Origin of the sequence: Methanolinea sp. (genome assembly GCA_016699325.1) — an archaeon.
GTDB lineage: Archaea > Halobacteriota > Methanomicrobia > Methanomicrobiales > Methanospirillaceae > UBA9949.
Genome location: CP064971.1, coordinates 1,516,288 through 1,535,492, shown reverse-complemented (window position 1 = coordinate 1,535,492; position 19,205 = coordinate 1,516,288). Strand labels below are relative to the sequence as shown.

10 protein-coding genes and 4 pseudogenes are annotated in these 19,205 nt (G+C 59.5%); 2 read left to right on the top strand and 12 right to left on the bottom strand.

Translation table 11 applies throughout. The features are described from left to right. Positions 1-5 precede the first annotated feature (5 nt). Positions 6-971 carry a zinc ABC transporter substrate-binding protein gene (locus IPI71_08075; protein ID QQR70610.1) on the top strand — a complete coding sequence of 322 codons (966 nt, stop codon included), beginning with the start codon at positions 6-8 and terminating at the stop codon, positions 969-971. A 137-nt stretch (positions 972-1,108) separates the two neighbouring features. Here IPI71_08075 and IPI71_08070 read toward each other — a convergent pair whose 3' ends face one another. The 12 genes and pseudogenes from IPI71_08070 to IPI71_08015 form a co-directional block, all read right to left on the bottom strand. Beyond that, the gene (locus IPI71_08070) at positions 1,109-1,489 is read right to left on the bottom strand and encodes a PEGA domain-containing protein (GenBank protein QQR70609.1); all 381 of its coding nucleotides are present in this window, start codon (positions 1,487-1,489) and stop codon (positions 1,109-1,111) included. Then, positions 1,483-1,902 carry a PEGA domain-containing protein gene (locus IPI71_08065; GenBank protein QQR71992.1) on the bottom strand — a complete coding sequence of 140 codons (420 nt, stop codon included), beginning with the start codon at positions 1,900-1,902 and terminating at the stop codon, positions 1,483-1,485. Before IPI71_08065 ends, IPI71_08070 begins: the two co-directional genes overlap by 7 nt. Before the next feature lie 84 nt (positions 1,903-1,986). Beyond that, positions 1,987-2,559, bottom strand: a pseudogene (locus IPI71_08060) (PKD domain-containing protein). An 813-nt stretch (positions 2,560-3,372) separates the two neighbouring features. Then, positions 3,373-3,687: pseudogene (locus IPI71_08055) on the bottom strand (hypothetical protein). A 42-nt stretch (positions 3,688-3,729) separates the two neighbouring features. Beyond that, positions 3,730-4,512: pseudogene (locus tag IPI71_08050) on the bottom strand (PKD domain-containing protein). Between the two features lie 1,179 nt (positions 4,513-5,691). Further along, positions 5,692-6,636, bottom strand: a pseudogene (locus IPI71_08045) (DUF3344 domain-containing protein). Between the two features lie 1,333 nt (positions 6,637-7,969). Next, a complete protein-coding gene (locus tag IPI71_08040) occupies positions 7,970-8,431 on the bottom strand; it encodes a hypothetical protein (GenBank protein QQR70608.1) in 462 nt (153 codons plus the stop codon). Positions 8,432-8,959: 528 nt separating this feature from the next. Beyond that, positions 8,960-12,196 carry a DUF3344 domain-containing protein gene (locus tag IPI71_08035; GenBank protein ID QQR70607.1) on the bottom strand — a complete coding sequence of 1,079 codons (3,237 nt, stop codon included), beginning with the start codon at positions 12,194-12,196 and terminating at the stop codon, positions 8,960-8,962. A gap of 31 nt (positions 12,197-12,227) precedes the next feature. Next, positions 12,228-13,439, bottom strand: coding sequence for an ABC transporter permease (locus tag IPI71_08030; protein ID QQR70606.1), 1,212 nt, complete (start codon positions 13,437-13,439; stop codon positions 12,228-12,230). Next, on the bottom strand, positions 13,436-14,110 hold the full coding sequence (locus IPI71_08025) for an ABC transporter ATP-binding protein (GenBank protein QQR70605.1): 675 nt from the start codon (positions 14,108-14,110) through the stop codon (positions 13,436-13,438). The genes IPI71_08030 and IPI71_08025 overlap by 4 nt, the downstream gene beginning before the upstream one ends. Further along, positions 14,097-15,083: a DUF3344 domain-containing protein gene (locus tag IPI71_08020; GenBank protein ID QQR70604.1), complete on the bottom strand. Its 987-nt coding sequence runs from the start codon at positions 15,081-15,083 to the stop codon at positions 14,097-14,099. The genes IPI71_08025 and IPI71_08020 overlap by 14 nt, the downstream gene beginning before the upstream one ends. Further along, positions 15,070-16,863, bottom strand: a complete 1,794-nt coding sequence (locus tag IPI71_08015) for a DUF3344 domain-containing protein (protein QQR70603.1) — start codon at positions 16,861-16,863, stop codon at positions 15,070-15,072. Before IPI71_08015 ends, IPI71_08020 begins: the two co-directional genes overlap by 14 nt. A gap of 179 nt (positions 16,864-17,042) precedes the next feature. Between IPI71_08015 and IPI71_08010 the strand changes: the two genes are divergently transcribed. Beyond that, positions 17,043-19,088, top strand: coding sequence for a putative cobaltochelatase (locus IPI71_08010; GenBank protein QQR70602.1), 2,046 nt, complete (start codon positions 17,043-17,045; stop codon positions 19,086-19,088). The last annotated feature ends 117 nt before the right edge of the window (positions 19,089-19,205 follow it).

The following is a 19,205-nucleotide window of genomic DNA, read 5'->3' as shown; positions in this document are numbered from 1 at the left end:
CCCATATGAGAACTATTCGTATAATCTCTTTAATGCTCATGGTATTCCTTGTGGTACCGGGAGTGAACGCGCTCAACGTGGTCTCCACGACCTCCGTCCTCTGGGACCCTGTCCAGTATATCGGCGGGGAAAAGGTCGAGGCCATCTACATCGCCGACCCGACCATCTGCCCCCACATGCAGACCGACATCATCCCCAACCGCATCCAGATGCAGAAAGACTTCATCCGCAATGCCGACCTCTTCATCGCCCATAACGGCTCGGTCGACCAGTCCTATGTGATGCCCTATGTCACGGACTTCATGGCCGCCAACAACTACGGTACCGTGGAATGGGTCACGCTGAAGGATCCCTCCATGACCTGGAACACTCCGCCGGGGGCAAAGGTTCTCTCCCGTGAAGTGGCAGGATGGCTGGTCGCTGCGGACCCCGCGAACAAGAGCTACTACGAAACACGGCTGAACGATTACCTTGCACAGATAGATGCAGCCGACCTTTCTCCAGCGGAACGATCCCTGATTGCAGGGCAGGATGTCATTGTTATGGTCTGGCAGCAGGACGCTGCAGACTGGCTCGGGCTTAACATCGTGACCTTCTATGGCCCTGATTTCTACATGGGAGGAAAGTACACCCCGGTAAAGGTTGTTGACGATATCGGCAACAACCCCGACAAGTACCGGGAAGTGAAGTACGTCATCGAGAACATGCAATCAGGAGAACTGGCAAAAGGCCTTGAGGAGACACTTCGCGACAGGGGTGTGCCTGCCAGGCGGGTTATCTTCACCAATTTCCCAAAGTCCCTCCCCGGCGTTGATTCTTTGCCGGACGTCATACAGTACAACAAAGCGCTCGTAACCCCGGAACAGGCACCGGCCGCTAGTCCACCCACCAACGCTCCGCTGTCATGGATGGTCGCCGCTGGAGGAGTTGTTGGATGCGTTCTTGTCCTGTGGTCCCAGAAGAAGAAATAGCTACTATCCCAACCTCTTTTTCATCAATCCGGTGTTTTCATTGGTCGTGACCGGTATTGAATCCCTTAAAATTACTCTCCGGCCTTGGTAAAGAGATGGGGCCCGGGTTGGACCCTCGCTCTTGATTCCTGTTTAAATTAGATACGGTCGAGATCAATGGGCGCAAGGATCTGCAGGCCTGCCGGTACATCAACCCAGACCGTCTTTGGCTGGTAGCCGGACCGGTTCAGGGTCAGGTTCCGGGTCCCGGCCGGGACACCCGTGACAAACTGGTTCGTGGTACCGCCCAGCACGCCGTCGATATAGATCTCAGCGCCGGACGGCACTGATGCGATATACAGGGTACCGGTATCTGCAGGTCCGCCACCAGGGGTCAGAGTTATCGGCGCAAGCACCTTAATGCCGGTCGGCACATCGACCCAGACCGTCTTGGTCTGGTATCCGGATTTGACCAGGGTGATGTTCCGGTTGCCGGTTGGAATGTCCGTGACGAACTGGTTCGTGTACTGCCTCAGCACACCGTCGATATAGATCCAGCGCCGGACGGCACTGATGCGATATACAGGGTACCGGTATCTGCAGGTCCGCCACCAGGGGTCAGAGTTATCGGCGCAAGCACCTTAATGCCGGTCGGCACATCGACCCAGACCGTCTTGGTCTGGTATCCGGATTTGACCAGGGTGATGTTCCGGTTGCCGGTTGGAATGTCCGTGACGAACTGGTTCGTGGTACCGCTCAGCACACCGTCGATATAGATCTCAGCGCCGGACGGCACTGATGCGATATACAGGGTACCGGTATCTGCAGGTCCGCCACCAGGGGTCAGAGTTATCGGCGCAAGCACCTTAATGCCGGTCGGCACATCGACCCAGACCGTCTTGGTCTGGTATCCGGATTTGACCAGGGTGATGTTCCGGTTGCCGGTTGGAATGTCCGTGACGAACTGGTTCGTGGTACCGCTCAGCACGCCGTCAATATAGATCTCAGCGCCTGACGGCACTGATGCGACATACAGGGTCCCGGTTGCACCTGCAGAAACGGTTATCCACCCAGTCTTCACCTCGCTGTCCGAGCCGCCAGGTCCCGTAACGGTCAGGTTCACTGTATACGTCCCGGCTGAGGCGTAAGTGTGGACCGGGTTCTGGCTCGTGCTATCCACAACGCCGTCGTTCGTGAAGTCCCAGGCATAGGAGGTGATGGTCCCGGTTGACTGGTCGGTGAACGCGACGGTCAGCGGTGCCGTCCCGGACGTGGTGTTGGCCGTGAACTGGGCAACCGGGGCTACGGGTGGAGCAGTTACGGTGATATAGTTCGTCTTCACCTCGCTGTCCGAACCGCCAGGTCCCGTAACGGTCAGGTTCACCGTATACGTCCCGGCTGAGGTGTAAGTGTGGACAGGATCCTCATCCGTTGAGTCCACCACTCCGTCGTTGGTGAAGTCCCAGGCATAGGAGGTGATGGTCCCGGTTGACTGGTCCGTGAATGCGACGGTCAGTGGTTCCGTCCCGGACGTGGTGTTGGCCGTGAACCGGGCGACCGGGGCAGGTTCCTCGTACTCGATCACGAGGATGCAGTTCATCGCATACATGTTATCACCGCTGCTGCCCGGGTCCCGGCTCTGCAGGCGGGCTTCGTTGTTACCGCTCACCAGTGCACCGGTGACATCATATTCAGAGAACCCGATCTGCGGAGCAGTGAGATAATCTGGCCAGAACCCGGGATATTCCTGCTCGTTAAAGAAGAAGGCACTCTTGTCTGCATCCGCGGCGCTGGCAAGGATCGCGATCATTGTCGCTCTCTCCACCCCGCCCGTATCGATGCCGGCGAACGGTGCATACACCGTCGCCTCGGTATCGTTCACGGAGTAGGACGCCCGGGAATAAATCATGTCGAACCCGTCATTGATCCGGATAGATTTCCAGCTCTCCAGTGGGTCTTCATAGACCACCACGAGGTAAGCACCGTAGATGCCGTAATCATTCCCTGCCTCAGGGGCGATGATCATGCTATTGCCCGTTGTGTTGAACGATCCTGTGACATCGTAGACATACAGGCCGTAGGGGTAATCGAAGGACCCGAAGCCCTTGCGATCCTTGTAGGTCGCAACCGGCTGTACTGTAACCCCGTTCAGGGACAGGGTACAGGCAGGATCGGTTCCCATCTTGTTGTAGGCGTATCCCTGGTACAGGCGGGCGCTCACAACGGTCGCTCCCGGTGGGACCGGGAGATCGGACGCTGACCAGACAGCAGTCGTTTCAACCCAGTTCGCTCCCTGGTATGCGGTGGTGCCGGGAGAGGAGAGCAGCCCGTAGCGCCCGTCAAACGAGAGCTGGGTTGTGAGATCATCTCCTCCGGTCCAGCGCTTGCCTTTGTAACCGTTGTTGTACACCGTTTTTTGTACCGATGCAGTGTTGTTGGTCTCGTCCGACTCTTCAACCATCCCGGCAGAATCCGCGGTCGCCGTGATGGTGACGCTCTCCCCGCCACTTCGGAGAACCGTATCGGGCACGGTTACAGTCGTTGATGCTCCCATGGCGAGGCCGGTGACATCAACGGTCTGAACTGCTCCACCAATGTCCACGCTCACGGTGAATGCACCGGCATCGGCCGTTCCGCTGTTCCCCACGCTCACCATGACATCGTTCGGCTCAGCGGCGAAGAGGTCGTTTCCTGCACCGCTATTGGGAATGATCGATACAACGGTCAGATCGGGCATCCCTGCTTCATTCACGACGATATAGTCGATCTTCACTTCACTGTCCGAGCCGCCAGGTCCCGTAACGGTCAGGTTCACCGTATACGTCCCGGCTGAGGGGTAGGTGTGGACAGGATCCTCATCCGTTGAGTCCACCACTCCGTCGTTGGTGAAGTCCCAGGCATAGGAGGTGATGGTCCCGGTTGACTGGTCCGTGAACGCGACGGTCAGCGGTGCCGTCCCGGACGTGGTGTTGGCCGTGAACTGGGCAACCGGGGCTACGGGAGGAGCAGTTACGGTGATATAGTTCGTCTTCACCTCGCTGTCCGAGCCGCCAGGTCCCGTAACGGTCAGGTTCACCGTATACGTCCCGGCTAAGGGGTAGTTGTGGACCGGGTTCTGGCTCGTGCTATCCACAACGCCGTCGTTGGTGAAGTCCCAGGCATAGGAGGTGATGGTTCCGGTTGACTGGTCCGTGAACGCGACGGTCAGCGGTGCCGTCCCGGACGTGGTGTTGGCCGTGAACCGGGCAACCGGGGCTACGGGAGGAGCAGTTACGGTGATATAGTTCGTCTTCACCTCGCTGTCCGAACCGCCAGGTCCCGTAACGGTCAGGTTCACTGTATACGTCCCGGCTGAGGGGTAGGTGTGGACAGGATCCTCATCCGTTGAGTCCACCACTCCATCGTTGGTGAAGTCCCAGGCATAGGAGGTGATGGTCCCGGTTGACTGGTCCGTGAACGCGACGGTCAGCGGTGCCGTCCCGGACGTGGTGTTGGCCGTGAACTGGGCGACCGGGGGTGTATATGGGTATTCGACCACGAGAAACGCATGGCTCGCAGCCATTACCGGTGTCGATCCGGCGGTTGATCGGACACCAGCCTCATTCCTGCTCCCTGCCAGGAATGTCAGAACATCACGGGTATCCACCGCGACCTGCGTCCCGGTGAGTGGACCGTAGTCCCAGACACTGTTGCTGATGGTAACACCGTTCCAGAGCAGGTCCCCTTCAGGCCCGTTTCCTGACGGGACGAAGGTGGTCAGGAAGGCGCCAGACGCTTCTTCCGGGGATATAGTCATCCCGGAGAACGGGAGGTACGCGGTAGCCTCCTCCGGCGTGGTGCCGTACTGGGTCTCGTCCGCGCCAAGGATGTCGAAGCCCTCGTTCAGGAACACCTGTTTCCGGGAAGCAGAGGAGTCCTCGTAGACGACGGCAAGGGTCAGGCCGTACATGGCGACATTGGTATCGATGTTATCCTTGGAAAGCAACGCCGTATTTCCTGCCGGGTCAAACCATTGTGTCACGTTGTAGGCAAGCAAACCATACAGGTGGTTCGCATAGCCCCCGAAGTTGCTCTGGTCGGTATAGTGTGCTTCGTGGGCCATTACCTCCCCGTTGAAGGTGAGGTTGAAGTGGTCCGGGACTTGCTGCGAATCGTCCCATGTATAGGGCACGTACAGCCTCACTTCCCGGACCGTTGCGCCAGGTGGGAGAGGGAGGTCGGATCCGGTCCAGGTCACTGTATAGGAAGACCACCCAGACCCTCCCACGCCACCGGCCCTGTACGCGCTGTTCCCGGAGGAGAAGAGGAGCCCGCCGTGGAGATCAAAGGTCCGGGAGGTGAGCAGGTCGCTTTTTCCTTCCCAGTAGCGAGCTCCCTTGTAACCGTTATATCGGACCACCTTTTCGGTGCTACTCTTCTCGTTGTTCTCTTCGTTTGTCTCAAGGACGAGGTTGTCAGGGTCAACCATGGCGGTGTACGTCACTGTCCCACCGGCAAGGTTTCGCACGGTAGTATCGGTCACGGAGACGATGGTCGTCTGCCCCGCGGCGATTGAGGGGACGTCGCCGCTGCCGTCAAACCCGTCCGAGGAAGTGAGGCGCACCGTTGTTGGAGGGGACGGGTTGGCCCCGTTGTTCTTCACGGTGATGCGGACGGTGTTCGGTTCTTTTGCAAAGACATTCCCTGTCACCGGGTTCACGAACGTGACCTCGAGGTCACCGGGTGGCGTGGACTCCATCCTCACTTCAAGGGCAGCGAGCGGGATCTTGTAGTAGTTGACGATCCGGTCATAAGTGAGGTTGTTTAAATCGCCGGGAAGGACCATGGAAGTCAGGTCCCATGTGTTGTACCCAAAGAATGCCCCCTGGGAATTTCCCCCGGAGGGATCGGTCGGAACCTGGTTCCCGTTCCACGCATAGGTCCCGTCTGTGCTGGCAAGGTGATTGACCGTGAGCGTCGCAGACTCGATCGTTCCCGATAGAGAACCCAGGTCGAATATTGACTGCCCGCTGTAGGGCATGCCAGCGTCATCAGCAAGATAAGAATCCACGTCATGCCCCTGGTTCACCCAGTAGTACACTTCATCGGTATCCCCATCGTTGTAAGCGACAACAAGAGTGACCATCTTGATCCGACCGTCAAAACTACTACCATCGGTTTTTTCGGTCACTACCCGGGCCTTTGGTGTTTGGGAAGCTATCAGGGATGTAACATCGTACCACATCAGGTAGTCACTCGTTACCCGGTTGCAGTGATCGTTGACCGTGATAGGGCCCGTGCCGCCCTCGCCCGGGTAGGTATAGCCTCCCGGGGTATCAAGGGTCTCGGTACCCATAACAGTCCATGATGTACCATCGCCACTCCCGTCAAACGAGACAGTTGCATTGCCCGGGTTGTTGTTCTGCATGTGCCCGGAATAGACCACGACATAAATCCGGGCCCACTCGATATCATCTACAGAAGGGATGGATGCAAAGGTCTTGGTAACATCCATCGATCCCCACGAAGGAAGTTCTGCATCAACATAGAGCCCTCCGGAGACGGTACCGGACTGGACCGTGGTGAGTGGGATCCCTCCTACGTATTCGTCTGCAGAGATGCAGGGAACAAGGCAGAGGGTGAGAATGAGAAAAATTGGGAGTTGTGCCAAATACTGAGAGTATACCGTACACTTACCAGTCTTCATAATGCCACCTTTTGATTGGTAATCTGCTTATCTCCCACATAAGTATTAATAGTTATCAGCATATGCACACCAGAGAGAAGAGAATTTTTAACTTGACTGTTTGTCCCGCCCAACCAGTGGCCGTGAGCTTCACGGTGTAGGTGGCGGCTGTGGCATAGGTGCAGCTCAGGTTCTGCACGTTGCTGTCGGTTATCCCGTCGTTGTTGAAGTCCCAGGCCTATGACGTGATGGTGCCCGTGGACTGGTCCGTGAACGCAACAGTGAGGAGAACGGTGCCGGAAGGCGGAGAACCAGTAAAGGCTGCCACCGTGCAGGGGCAGATGAGATCTCGCCGGTTATGGTTAATGAGTCAGCGGCGAAAGCAGTGATGGCGAGGAGGGCGAGGGCAACCAGGGGTGCGACAAGCACGGCTGTACCAGTTCCTGCTGTACTCGGCTTCATACGACCCCTCCCGTGAAGATGAGGGTGATTGTATAATCACCCGGTGCCTCAGCCGCTACGATCTCCTGCTAGACGTCCGCAGTATCAGTCCGGCTCTCGTATTGTGCGCAGGTCATGAACCCAACGAAACAAGAAGGCATAGCCTAGAATGAGTAGTTACCGTTCGCAAAGCAGGAACCGCTGCTGGTTGAAAAGAACGCGTATTTGAATAGGTCGTACATACCGGGCACCCCCTCCGCAGGGCCTGTCCCGTTTCACGCCGGGAAGAGCGCATCATGTGACCCGGCAGTCTCAAATGCGTTTCGTTCGAGAAAAATTGAGTTCCTGGTAATCCAGGTGCAGTCCCGGCCCTCGATGGGAGAGTGCCAACGGTGAGCGCTCCCGGGGTGATACCGGATCTCCTGTTACGACCGCACTGGCAAACTGCGGTCCACGGCAAAATCCTGCCTGAAGACCGGGTCCGGGCCGCCGCCAGGTGCAATGCCCTGCAGGGGTCATACCATGGAAACTGAACCTGGGAAAGGAAGCTGGCAGGATGCGGGATGCCAGACAACAAGAGGACTTCCATCTTATTCTCCAAAGCTCCGTGGGTGATGGGGTGCCCCTGGGATCCACCTCCCGATCCCCTTTTTTTCACCCAAAAAAAGCCCTATACGGGCTCTGTTTTCCGGTGCACCAGTTGTCAGGCTCAGTTCCATGGGCAGTTGCGCTGACCCATGAGGAAAAATCTCCTATATTCTTTTGTTTTCAATAAACAAGCCTTAAAACCGCTCCAAAAAGATGCTCTTTATTGCGCTTCCAGAGGCGGTCTTCCTGGCCTTGGGTAATTCATCGATCAAACCAGGCAAACGCCGCCATACGCAATCTGTGAAGATCTCCAGGAAAAGGCTGGTTATTGACTATTTTCAGGAAATACGCCGGATATAACCTTCAGAAGTCCTCCGGTCTCCGGGACATCTCCACCCGGGACCGTCCTCTTTTTTCGTTCCACGAATATCCGGATGGTCTCTGTCATATCCAGGGTGTCCACCAGGTAGCAGGGATCGATCGCTCCGTGTTCCTGTTTAAGCCGGTACCGTTTGCGAGACCAAGGCGGGACATCTGCCCTTGATTCCCTGGTATCGATGACAGGGGCCTGGACCAACAGGGTGAAGATCTCCCGGTGTGTTGAGGGCCTTCCTGCGTTCCGGGCAGGGACCGGGTCACATGCAAGACCGATGACGGCATTCATGAGCGGGAACAACACCATAGCGGAAGCATAAAAGTTCTTCCGGTCGAGTTCACGCCGCTCATGAGTGGAGAGAAACGACGTGTCCCCTATATACCGGTCGATATCCCCACAGGTCCGTGCCATCCTTCTTGTTTTCCTGCAATCGTATCACCAAACGTGCGGGCGATATGGCGGTCTGCCAGGGAGGCTGACGCTTACGGCTGCAACAGGTGCCGGTGGGGGTAACGGAAAGCCATGGAGTATCCCGCAATGGAACAATGGGAACCTGGCAGGAGGGGGGGCCGGAGAAGAGCGATACCATAACAGTCTTTGGACCGAAAGGGAGGAGCTTTTCGCTGTACACCAGGCCATGGACGATGAACGGTCACAGAGCACTCCTCTCCGCTGCCCGGGAACCGGACATGCACTCCACCGGGAAGATCGGGGATCATGCGTACCAGTTTCCGCATGCCCGAAAGAGGAACTGGCCCCTCCCTTCCATCTTCATGGTCTCCAGGAAGGTTACCCCTTGCAGAATAAGTATGCCGGAGCAACATGATCGCCTGGATGAGACGCCGGGGCTTTGATTCTGCCGCTCGAAACCTCCGGCCGGGATGAAAAGGTGAGGTTGCCCCGAGGTGCAGTCATGACCCCGGTATTCTGCGACCCGGTTCACTCCGGGAACACCGCATGCACCCGCTTCTCCTCCCCGGCTCCCATGACCACATCGTAGGTGCGGGACACGTCCGCCCCCACCAGCCGCACGCTGTAGAAGCCGATGGGAAGGGACGTTATGGTGACCGGGGTCCGCTCGCCCGTGTTCCGGCCCGAGAGGTATACCCGGGCACCGGGCGGACTGCTGGTCAGGTTCAGGCTGCCATGGGGATATTCCTCGAGCCTGATGAATACCCGCTCATCGATCAGGTCGGCGATGATATCGGTGACCATCAGGTCCCGTTCTCCGGGAAGGTAGCCCGGCGCCTGGACCATGACGCGATGCAGGCCCGGCGAGACGTTCTCTATCACGGCCGGTGTAGTGGATCCGGTCGAAAAACCATCGAAGAAGATTGCTGCTCCGTTCGGCTCTGAGGTAACCACCACGGAAAGCGCCTCCCGGTCCTGCGGACTTGGCCGGATAAGCAGGCTTCCACCGCTCTCGAGGAAAGGGGGGATGACCCGGGATATGAACGAGCCTTCGGAAAAGATGACGATATAGGCCGGAGTCCCCTCGATCCCGACCTCGTCAGGGATCTCGCGGACAGGTCCCCGCCCGTTCACAGTGAAGGATGCACCTGCATAAGTGTCGCTTTCAACCGTCACCATCCGGGAATACCCGGGCCCTTCCATGAAGGAGACCGGGATAATCGTCCCGGGAGATACAGCGACCCGCAGTGGAGCGGGAAACACCATGTTCTTCTTCTCCACCCCGACCGTATGATAACCTTCCCGGAGCCCGTACATCACGCTGGGAGTGACCTTGTCGGTCTTTCGCCCATCGATGATGATCGTGGCCTCAGAGGGATAGGAAGTGACATAGACCCCGCCCAGATGTCCGGCGTGGGACAGCCCTGGTTCCTGCACGGGTATGTACGGGGGGACAAAGGAGGTAAAGACGATGTGGAGGTCGGAATCCGTGGCAGGAATTATCGCTGTGCGGTAAGGATCATAGCCGTCCAGCATGACCACAACTTCCTGGGTCTCGTTCCGGGGTACCGCCACGATAACCGGGGTCAGGTCGTCCTGTTCAACGCCGTTCACCTTGACCCGGGCACCCTCGGGATCGGTGAAGATGGTAAGGTCGACCTGGGAGGAGAGCGCGGCAACAGGGGGTCTCTCCCCGGCCGCAGGTGCCGTTGTCGCAGGCATGACCGGGGCGAAGATGAGCCGGAAAAGGTACTGGAAGAAGCCCGGGCGCTCCTCACCGCCAGCAGGAGCAGGTGTCACATCCGCAGGAGCCACCGTCCTCGTCACCCGGACCGTGTCCTGCCTGGTGACTGGGATGGATGCCGGCTGTCCGTCATCCGGTTCCACAACCAGCACCGCCCCCCGGTTCTCCAGGTAGTCCCCCCGTTTCAGGGTAAGGTGACTCTGGATCGTGGCCTCGTTGAAGCCGGGACGGATGCTTTCCAGCACATCAACCATGGCAATGCTGGTCGCCGCTGAACCGTTCACCAGCAGGTTATCCCATTCCGCCTCGTTGAAGGTGATCCGGTTCTCGTCATCCGGCTCTCCGGATGCCGCGGTGCTGATCAGGTAGAGCCTTGCCGCTGAAAGAGCTGCGGGAACCGCCTCAAAAGGAAAGACCGTGGTCGCATCTTCGGAGCTGGTCTGGAACTCCGTGCCGGCCAGCAGCACATCGCTACCCTCTGCGATCCAGTACCGGGTGGGAGTCCCTCCCTCGATCTCGGTGGCAAGCACGAGCAGCAGGCCGTAGACTGCAAAAGCCTCGTTGCCTTTTCCTGTATTTCCAACCGAGAAGGTATAGTTGCCCCCGCTGTCCAGGATCTCATGGACATCGTAGACGAAGGTCTCGACAGGATAATCGTAGATCCCGAACCCCTTCCGGTCAGAGTACTGTGCCACAGGAGGGACTGTGCTGCTCCCATACTGCAAGGTCAGCGGAGCCGCACGACCTTCCCGCCTTTTTTCATCGTGGCCCCAGGTCGTGTACGTGTAGAGGCGGGCGAGGCGTACCGCATCACCCGTGGCCAGTGGCACACGGAGCGTGTAATTCTTCGAATCCCCCACCGGGATAAGCCCCGAGTAATCGCTGGTCTCGATGACCTGCACGCTCCCGTTCACCATCCCGGTTAACGATACCGGGATGGTCCGGCCAAAGTACCCCTTTCCATCCGCAACGACCTCCCCGGTACCGGGATCCCCGGGTGCAGTGCCGGCGGCAGGGGGCAGTGTCGGCTCTTCCTCAGGAGGCTCCTCCGGTTCGTTACCCTGCCGGATGGTCAGGGAGGCAATGATGATCTTGTAGAACTGGCCTCCAAAACCTGGTCCGGTGCCACCGGCCCGGTCATAGGTCAGCAGGTTCTCTCCATCGCCTCTGACCTCCCCGGTCACATCCCAGCGATTGGAGCCGAAATAGGCTCCCTGGTTCTGGCCACCCTCAAGGTCTTCTCCGTTGAACCGGTAGAACCCGTCCTGGCTGGAAAGGTGGTTGACATAAAGCGTTGCCTTCTCGATCGGTCCGGAGACCCCGGAAGTATCAAACGAGGTCTCGCCCCGGTAGTCCTCGCCCAGAATGTCATCTGAGTAGTAGGTGTCGGTATCATGCCCCTGGTTTACCGCGTACCAGACCTGATCGTCATCCCCGTCATCGTAGGCAACAACCAGGGTGACGGCCTTGATCCTTCCATCGAAACTTGGGTTGAGCTTGGCGACCTCCACCCGCACCCCGGGTTTCCGGGAGCTGATCCGGTTCGCGACATCGTACCACATCAGGTAGTCGCTCGTCACCCTGGTCGTTTGGCTGTTCACCACCACGTATCCAGGTCCGCCGTCGACCAGGTAGGTAAACGGGACATCGAGAGTCTCGGTGCCAAGCACCGTCTCGTAGGTCCCGTCACCGTTCCCGTCGAAAGAGACCCTCACTGTGCCGTTATAGTTATTCTGCATGTGCCCACAGTAGACAACCACGTACAGCCGAGCCCACTGGATACGGGAATATTCCGGGAGCAGGAACGACTTGGTGACCGTGGCCTGGCCGAATGAGGGCACAGTGGCATCCATGAAGAGATCCCCTGATACCACCCCGGTCTGGACCGTCTCGAGCGGCATGCCCCCCACGTATGGATCAGCCGAAGCCGCAACCACAACCGTGAAGAGCGCGATCAGCATCGCGGATGCCAGGATCCGGATACTCCGCCCATCCCATTCGTTCGTTCTGGTTTGTTCCATCCTTTCCATAACTTATTACCACCCCATACGGTCAGCTGCCCGACCGGATAGCCTCCACCGGGTTGAGCCGTGCAGCCTTCACCGCAGGGTAAAGGCCGGAAAGCACGGCGAGCAGGACCGAGACCACGAGCCCTGCAAGGATAAGGCCGGGAGTCACCCGGGCGATCTCGGTTCCGAAGAGCACGGCAAACTCGTCTCCCAGCCGCGAGAGGATAAACGATCGACCTGCCGTGTTGATCAGTGCGGTGAACAAGACGCCAAAGATGCAGCCGAGCACTCCCCCGGTGGCCCCAATGATGGAACACTCGGTCAGGAACAGTGCGATCACGTCCCGGTCAGACGCCCCGACCGCCATGGTGATCCCTATCTCCCGGACCCGCTCGTAGATCGACGTCATCATGGTGTTCATGATCATCAGTGCCCCGACAACGAGCGATATGACTGCAAACAGGGCCAGGAACAGGACCACCATATCCATCAGCCGGTTGACCGACTCGATCTGCTCGAATGCACCGGTCGCCCCGAGCTGGAGCCCCCGGATACTGTCCACCACCTGGGCGACCCGTTCCGGGGAATCGACCCGGACCAGGATCCCGTCATAAGACGGGGCATCGGTCCGCGAAGCGACAACCGTGCCCCGGTCGGCAATGAGGGTCTCGTCAATCGCATCACCCCGTTCCTGGAGCACTCCCACCAGGGAGAGATCGAGCGCGGTGTCACGCGGTCTCCCGGATGCATCGTACTCCCGGATGGTCACGGTAAACCGGTCCATGATCCGGATCCCTTCGTAGCGCTGGAGTTTCTCGCCGAGACGGTAGCCGGCTACCACCTCGCGGGTATCGGGCGAGAACGGCCTGCCCCGCGAATACCTGAAGCTGAGGAGCCCTCCCTCCTCGGACGAATCGATGCCCATCACCGGGATAAAGGTCTGGCGGGCCGTTGCATAAGTATCGCGGGTGATCCCTTCCGCGCTCACCACGTGGGGAAACGTGCGGATCTCGGCAATCCGTGAACCGGTCACCAGCTGGACCGTGCTCCCCCTGACTTCCGGTTGGACGGTAACCAGCGTGAGGTCCGAATGTGTTTTGATGGTCTCGACAGCATTATACCGGATCCCCTCCCCAAGGGAGATCGTCCCGATCACTGCAGCGACCCCGATTGCTATCCCAAGCACGGTCATGAAAAACCGGAGCCGCTTCTTCCAGAGGTGCCGGATCGCGATTGCTGCATAATCGGCAATCATGCCACCACCTTCCCGTCCAGGAGCTCGATACTCCGGTCCGAGAAGCCGGCAAGATCCCGCTCGTGGGTCACGACCAGGAACGTGGTGTTCCGTTCCTGGTTCACTTCACGGAGGAGACTGTAGATCCCGCGGCTGGTCTTTGAATCGAGGTTCCCGGTCGGCTCATCGGCGAGCACGATCGGGGGGCTTGCCACAAGCGCTCTCGCGATAGCCACCCGCTGCTGCTCACCGCCTGAGAGTTCAGCCGGGTAGTGCCCTGCCCGGTCGGCGAGGCCGACCAGGTCGAGCAGCTCCTGTGCCCGGGCCTGCCGCTCTACGCGGGGCCTGCGGTGGAACAGGAGGGGATAAGCGACGTTGTCGGCCGCGGTCATGGCCGGGAGGAGGTTGAACTGCTGGAAGACGAACCCGACCTTCTCCCGGCGCAGCCTGACCAGTGCCGCATGGTCGCGGTAATTGGTGGGCGACCCCGAGACCCAGACCTCACCGGCAGTCGGGTAGTCGAGCCCTCCGATGATGTAGAGGAGGGTGCTCTTCCCGCTCCCGCTGCGCCCGACAATGGTCACGAACTCGCCATTCTCAACCGAGAACGTGACCTCCCGGAGTGCGCTTACCGTAGCGCTGTACTGCTTTGAGACCCCCCGCAGGCTGACCGCACCGTCATCTGCCGCCATAGGTCACCTCCAGGACCGCATTGGTTAGCTGGAGGTAGTCCCCGTTGTCCTGTACCTCTGCACGGTTCCCGCCTGCACGGAGAAACGGTTTTACTTCCCGCCGGTCTATCCCGATCTGCTGCAGCTCCGTGGCCGTGAAGATGTCAGTCCAGGTCTTCCCGGAGAAGGAGGGAAACAGGATATGCACAACAGGCCGCAGCACGAGCGGGACAGCACCCTCGTCTCCCCTGTTGAAAAACAGCCGGTTCATCTCCGGCACTCCGGTGAGAGAATAGCCTCCGGAAGGGGCAACAAGGAAGAGCTCGGCGTCCTCAACGCGATCGATGGCAAGGGGGAGGGGGAACTCAACCCTGCTTGTTGCCATTTCAGGGGTGATACCGTAGCGGCTGTACAGGAGGTCGGCCCCTTCCATGACCTGGATAACCCGCTCCCTGCCTCCCGGGATAGTGTAGACGGCCAGGAACCCGATACCCTGGATGGTGAAGGTCTCCCCCTCGCTGCCGGTATTCAGGATCCGGATGGTGAAGGGAACGCGGAGGTCGGTGCCGGCCGGAAACTCGTAGGTGTCCATTCCTGAATAGAAATCGTTCTGGCTGGCAAACCCCTTATTATCAATGAAACGGTCCCGGAACACGGGCGCAGACCCTGGCCGTTCTGGCACTGACTGCACACCGATCCCAGGAAAGATTGCCGCCTGCCCGCGCTTGCTCCAGGACCAGTAGACATAGATGCGGTGGTACAAGGGACTCGATCCAGCCGGGACCTCAGGCAGGAGGGTTGATTCATAGGCTGACCCGGGCTCCAGTATGCCGCTGTAGGTGCCGTTCCCGAGCACGAAAGAGTACCCGCCAACGACCGTTTCCAGGAAAGCCGGGCGCAGCGTGTTGTCCCCGGCATATGTGGCTGCACCGGGAGGGATGAGGAGGACGAACGCGATGACCACCCCGGACAGCAGTACATCAGGGAAATGCATAGACCCGCTCTGCAGTGTTATTTAACCGGTTGTTATCCGGGATGGTGCCCCGTTCATCCGCTACCACCCGCAGGGTGTGACTCCCGGGCAGGGCGAAGACCGGAACCCGCACTGTTACCTCCCCTCCGGCCGGGACGCCGTCCGTCACCTCGTGCTCTGTCACCTTCTCGCCGTCCAGGTACAAGGTGAGGATAAACGTTGGGGCATCACTCCCGCCGCTGTTCCTGATGGTGACCGGGACCGACACTGCCGAGATCCCGCTGGCTGTTCCCGAGGCGGCCGGGACCAGGGCCAGGGCAAAGATCCCGGACACCAGGATGAGGCAGGTGAGTAGGTTCGGGGGCGCCTGCCTGCGCCTCAGCCACCAGGCCAGGACGAGGACTTCTGCGCAGGCGCCGGTCATCGGGAACGGGATATCCCGGGAGCCGGTCATCCCGGAAGGTTCGAGGTCACCCAGCGAGACCGAGAGGTCAGGGAGGCTTCCCACCTTGAGGGAACGGGACGCCCGGTTGTTGGAGGGATCTGGATCCCCGGCGACGGTGACTGAGACTGATACGGTATGGTCCCCGGGTGTCGCCATCCAGGTTCCCTGCACCTCCTGGATTCCCCGGTACCCGATCGCCACCTGCCGGGTTTCGACCGGTGTGTCATCAACCGCATAGACCACTTCCGCCGGCCCGGAAGGAACGAGCCCGGTATTCCTGATGATGGCACTGATGGTCGCACGCTCACCCTCATAGGCATTCGTGACGGTGATCGGGTCAACTGAAAGATCGGCCGGGTAATCCCCGCTCTCCCGCCTTATGGTGAGCATGGCAAGGACCGGGTGAATATAGTCCTCGCCTTCGGAGAGAAGACCGGTGGTCGTGATCATCCCATCCCCGTCGAGATCCCGCCCCAGCTCAAAGATGACCGTGTTGGTCTCCCTGATGAGTGGCGTGACCTCGAAGGTTTCGAAATCCGTGTAGCGGCTGTCGACACCCTGTCCGCCAGAGCCATCAAGCGACCGCTCGTTGCCGATATCGCGGGCGCCCGGCAGGTAGTCTGCCGCAGGAGCTGCCGGAACTCCGAGATCCATGCCATTGAAGGTGATATAGTCCGGCTGGCCCCTGGTGGAGGCGAGGAGGACCGCGGACAGTTCAGCCGAGCGGATATCCCCGGGAGCCACCCTGCCGAAGGTCACGGCGCATGAATCGTGACGGGTCGGGCTGGTCCCGGCCCATCCCTCTCCATGGAGGTTCTCGTTTCCCTCGGCAATCCAGTACTGGATAACGGTCCCCTCACCGGTCTCGAGCAGCGCTATGACGAGGATACCGTAGACCCTGCCATCGAGCTTGTTGTTTGGCTCACCGCGGGAGGTGGTGACCGTCACCGTGTTTTCCCCTTTCCTGACCAGGCCGGTTGCTTCGGCAGCAAGCCAGTACACCCCGTGGCCGGAGACATAAACTCCTTCGGACATATCGTCCTTGCCGTAGAGCGTGATGCGCTCCTGCTTTTTCCCGTTGATCTCAACCTGGACCCAGCCGGTGTACTGTTCAGTCCCGCCCCAGACCCCGGTGTAGACCCGTGCGAATACCGGCTGGCTCTCGAGCGTGAAGTCATGGGTGTATGGCGGAGCCCCGATTCCCATCTTCCACGTCTGAACAATTTCCCCCTGGACAGCCCCCTGTGCCGTGATCCCGAGCGGGACACCTTCAAACGAGTATATGGCGGTGGAGGGGAAGACCAGGAAGGAGATCACCATGAGGCTGAACAGGAGAGGAGGGCGGTGGGCTACCATGGATAATCAATGGAGAAATCGCTATTCTTATTCTTATGCATTTTCAAATAATTAATAATCGATACTAATAATGATCGGTTTATATCCATTATTTTTTAATAAAATAATTACCGTAAAAATGTGTGCGATATCATTGACTATTTAATTTACCAAGCGAAAGAATACAACAGGTATAAGACATGGCTGTCCGTAACCGCCGCATCCTCCTCCCGTTCTCGGCCATCGTCGGACAGGATCGCATGAAAAGGGCCCTCCTCCTTAACGCCATCAACCCCCGTATCGGTGGTGTGTTGATCCGCGGTGAGAAAGGGACGGCAAAATCAACCGCTGTCCGGGCGCTGGCCGAGCTCCTCCCCGCCATCCGGGTGGTGAAGGACTGCCCGTTCTCTTGCAACCCTGACGACGAGCGAGAACTCTGCGAGAACTGTCTTGAGAAGCAGGATGCCGGTGAGGTGCCCGGGGTTGCGGAGCGCCCGGTCCGGGTGGTCGATCTCCCCCTGGGGGTTACCGAAGACCGGCTGATCGGGACTATCGATATTGAACAGGCTATCAAGGAGGGGAGGAAGGTAATTGAGCCGGGAATTCTTGCTGCGGTCAACCGCGGGGTGCTCTACATCGACGAGGTTAACCTGCTTGACGACCATATCGCTGATGTTCTCCTCGACTCGGCAGCCCTCGGCGTGAACGTGGTGGAACGGGAAGGGATCTCCTTTGCCCACCCTGCCCGGTTCATCCTGATCGGCACCATGAACCCCGAGGAAGGTGAGATCCGTCCCCAGCTCCTGGACCGGTTCGGCCTCCAGGTGGCGGTGGAAGCCCTCTCCGACCCCCGGCAGCGGATGGAAGTAGTCCGTGCGGCCGAGCAGTTCGACCGCGACCCGGTCGGATTTTCAGCGGCGCTGGAACCGGTCCAGGAGGAGTTGCGGCGAAAGATAAAGGCCGCGCAGGTCATCCTCCCTGAGGTCACGCTCCCGGAAGGTCTCCTGGAGACCATCGTTGCCACCTGCGTGGAGATGGGCATCGCTACCCACCGGGCCGAGATCACCATCGTCCGGACCGCAAAGACCATTGCTGCCTTCTCTGGGCGGCGGCAGGTCAATGATAGCGATGTACGCGAGGCCATGGAGCTCGCCCTCCCCCACAGGATGCGCAGGAAACCGTTCGAGGAACCAAGGCTGGATCCCGACCAGCTCGATGAGGCCCTGAAGAGGGCGGAAGAATCACGGCAGGAGCAGCCCGCAGCGGATCCCGAGAGCCGGGAAGAAACGCAGGAACCCCGACAGGAACAGGAGGAGCCACAGAAGGGTAGTGGCGGGGGCACTGGCAAATCCGCTCCGGGATCAGCCCGGGAGCGGGTCTTTTCCATCGGGGATCCCGTCGAAACGGGGACGATCCGGCCATTCCGGGGAAGAGATCGTGAGAAGAGAAAGAACCTTACCGGGAGACGGGTTGAGAGCCTCTCTTCCGGCCCGAAAGGCACCTACATCTCTTCCCGGATCCCGTCCGGTGAATTCGACCTCGCCCTCGATGCCACCATCCGGGCTGCCGCCCCCTGCCAGGCATCCCGGGAACACTCCTCCTGCGTCCTGGTGGTCAGGGACCAGGATATCCGGGAGAAGGTCAGGGTGGGGAAAGTCTCGGCCTCCTGCCTGTTCGTGGTCGACGCCAGTGGCTCAATGGGGGCTCACCGGAGGATGGAGGCGGCCAAGGGAGCGGTACTCTCCCTCCTCCTCGATTCCTACCAGAAGAGGGATCGGATCGGCATGATCGCCTTCCGGGGTGACGCGGCCGAGTTGGTATTGCCTCTTTGTGCCAGCGTCGACCTTGCCAGGAAATGCCTCGCTGACCTGCCAACCGGTGGAAAGACTCCGCTTGCCCAGGGCCTCTTAAGGGGGATTGAGACCCTGCTCCGCGAACGGCAGAAGAACCGGGAGGTCATCCCGGTCATGGTTCTCATATCCGACGGAAGGGCAAACGTCTCCCTGAACGGGGCTGTCCGGGAGGAGGTGCTCGCCGTTTCCGGGCGGGTCCGCGAGTACGGCATCCACCTGGTGGTGATCGATACCGAAGAACGGGCCGGGTCGTTCGTGCAGCTCCGGCTCGGGTTCTGCCGGGAGATCGCCGATGCAGCAGGAGGTCACTATTACCACCTGAGCGACCTCGGCCCGGGAGCGCTTCAATCGATCACCGTACAGGAGATCGCCGGTCTTTGCGGGGTTTTTTAGGAGAAGGGCAGGAAAAGGAGCACCCGCTCAGGGCATACCGGAAGGAAAGGTACCGGAAATGCCCCGCTGCCCGATTACCGGAGACCTCCTTCCTGCCCGTTCTTCCGGTCCCGCCGG

Coding starts and splice junctions, on each gene's coding strand:
- IPI71_08075 (QQR70610.1), top strand. CDS start 6: ATGAGAACTATTCGTATAATCTCTTTAATGCTCATGGTATTCCTTGTG.
- IPI71_08040 (QQR70608.1), bottom strand. CDS start 8,431: ATGGCACGGACCTGTGGGGATATCGACCGGTATATAGGGGACACGTCG.
- IPI71_08035 (QQR70607.1), bottom strand. CDS start 12,196: ATGGAACAAACCAGAACGAACGAATGGGATGGGCGGAGTATCCGGATC.
- IPI71_08030 (QQR70606.1), bottom strand. CDS start 13,439: ATGATTGCCGATTATGCAGCAATCGCGATCCGGCACCTCTGGAAGAAG.
- IPI71_08025 (QQR70605.1), bottom strand. CDS start 14,110: ATGGCGGCAGATGACGGTGCGGTCAGCCTGCGGGGGGTCTCAAAGCAG.
- IPI71_08020 (QQR70604.1), bottom strand. CDS start 15,083: ATGCATTTCCCTGATGTACTGCTGTCCGGGGTGGTCATCGCGTTCGTC.
- IPI71_08015 (QQR70603.1), bottom strand. CDS start 16,863: ATGGTAGCCCACCGCCCTCCTCTCCTGTTCAGCCTCATGGTGATCTCC.
- IPI71_08010 (QQR70602.1), top strand. CDS start 17,043: ATGGCTGTCCGTAACCGCCGCATCCTCCTCCCGTTCTCGGCCATCGTC.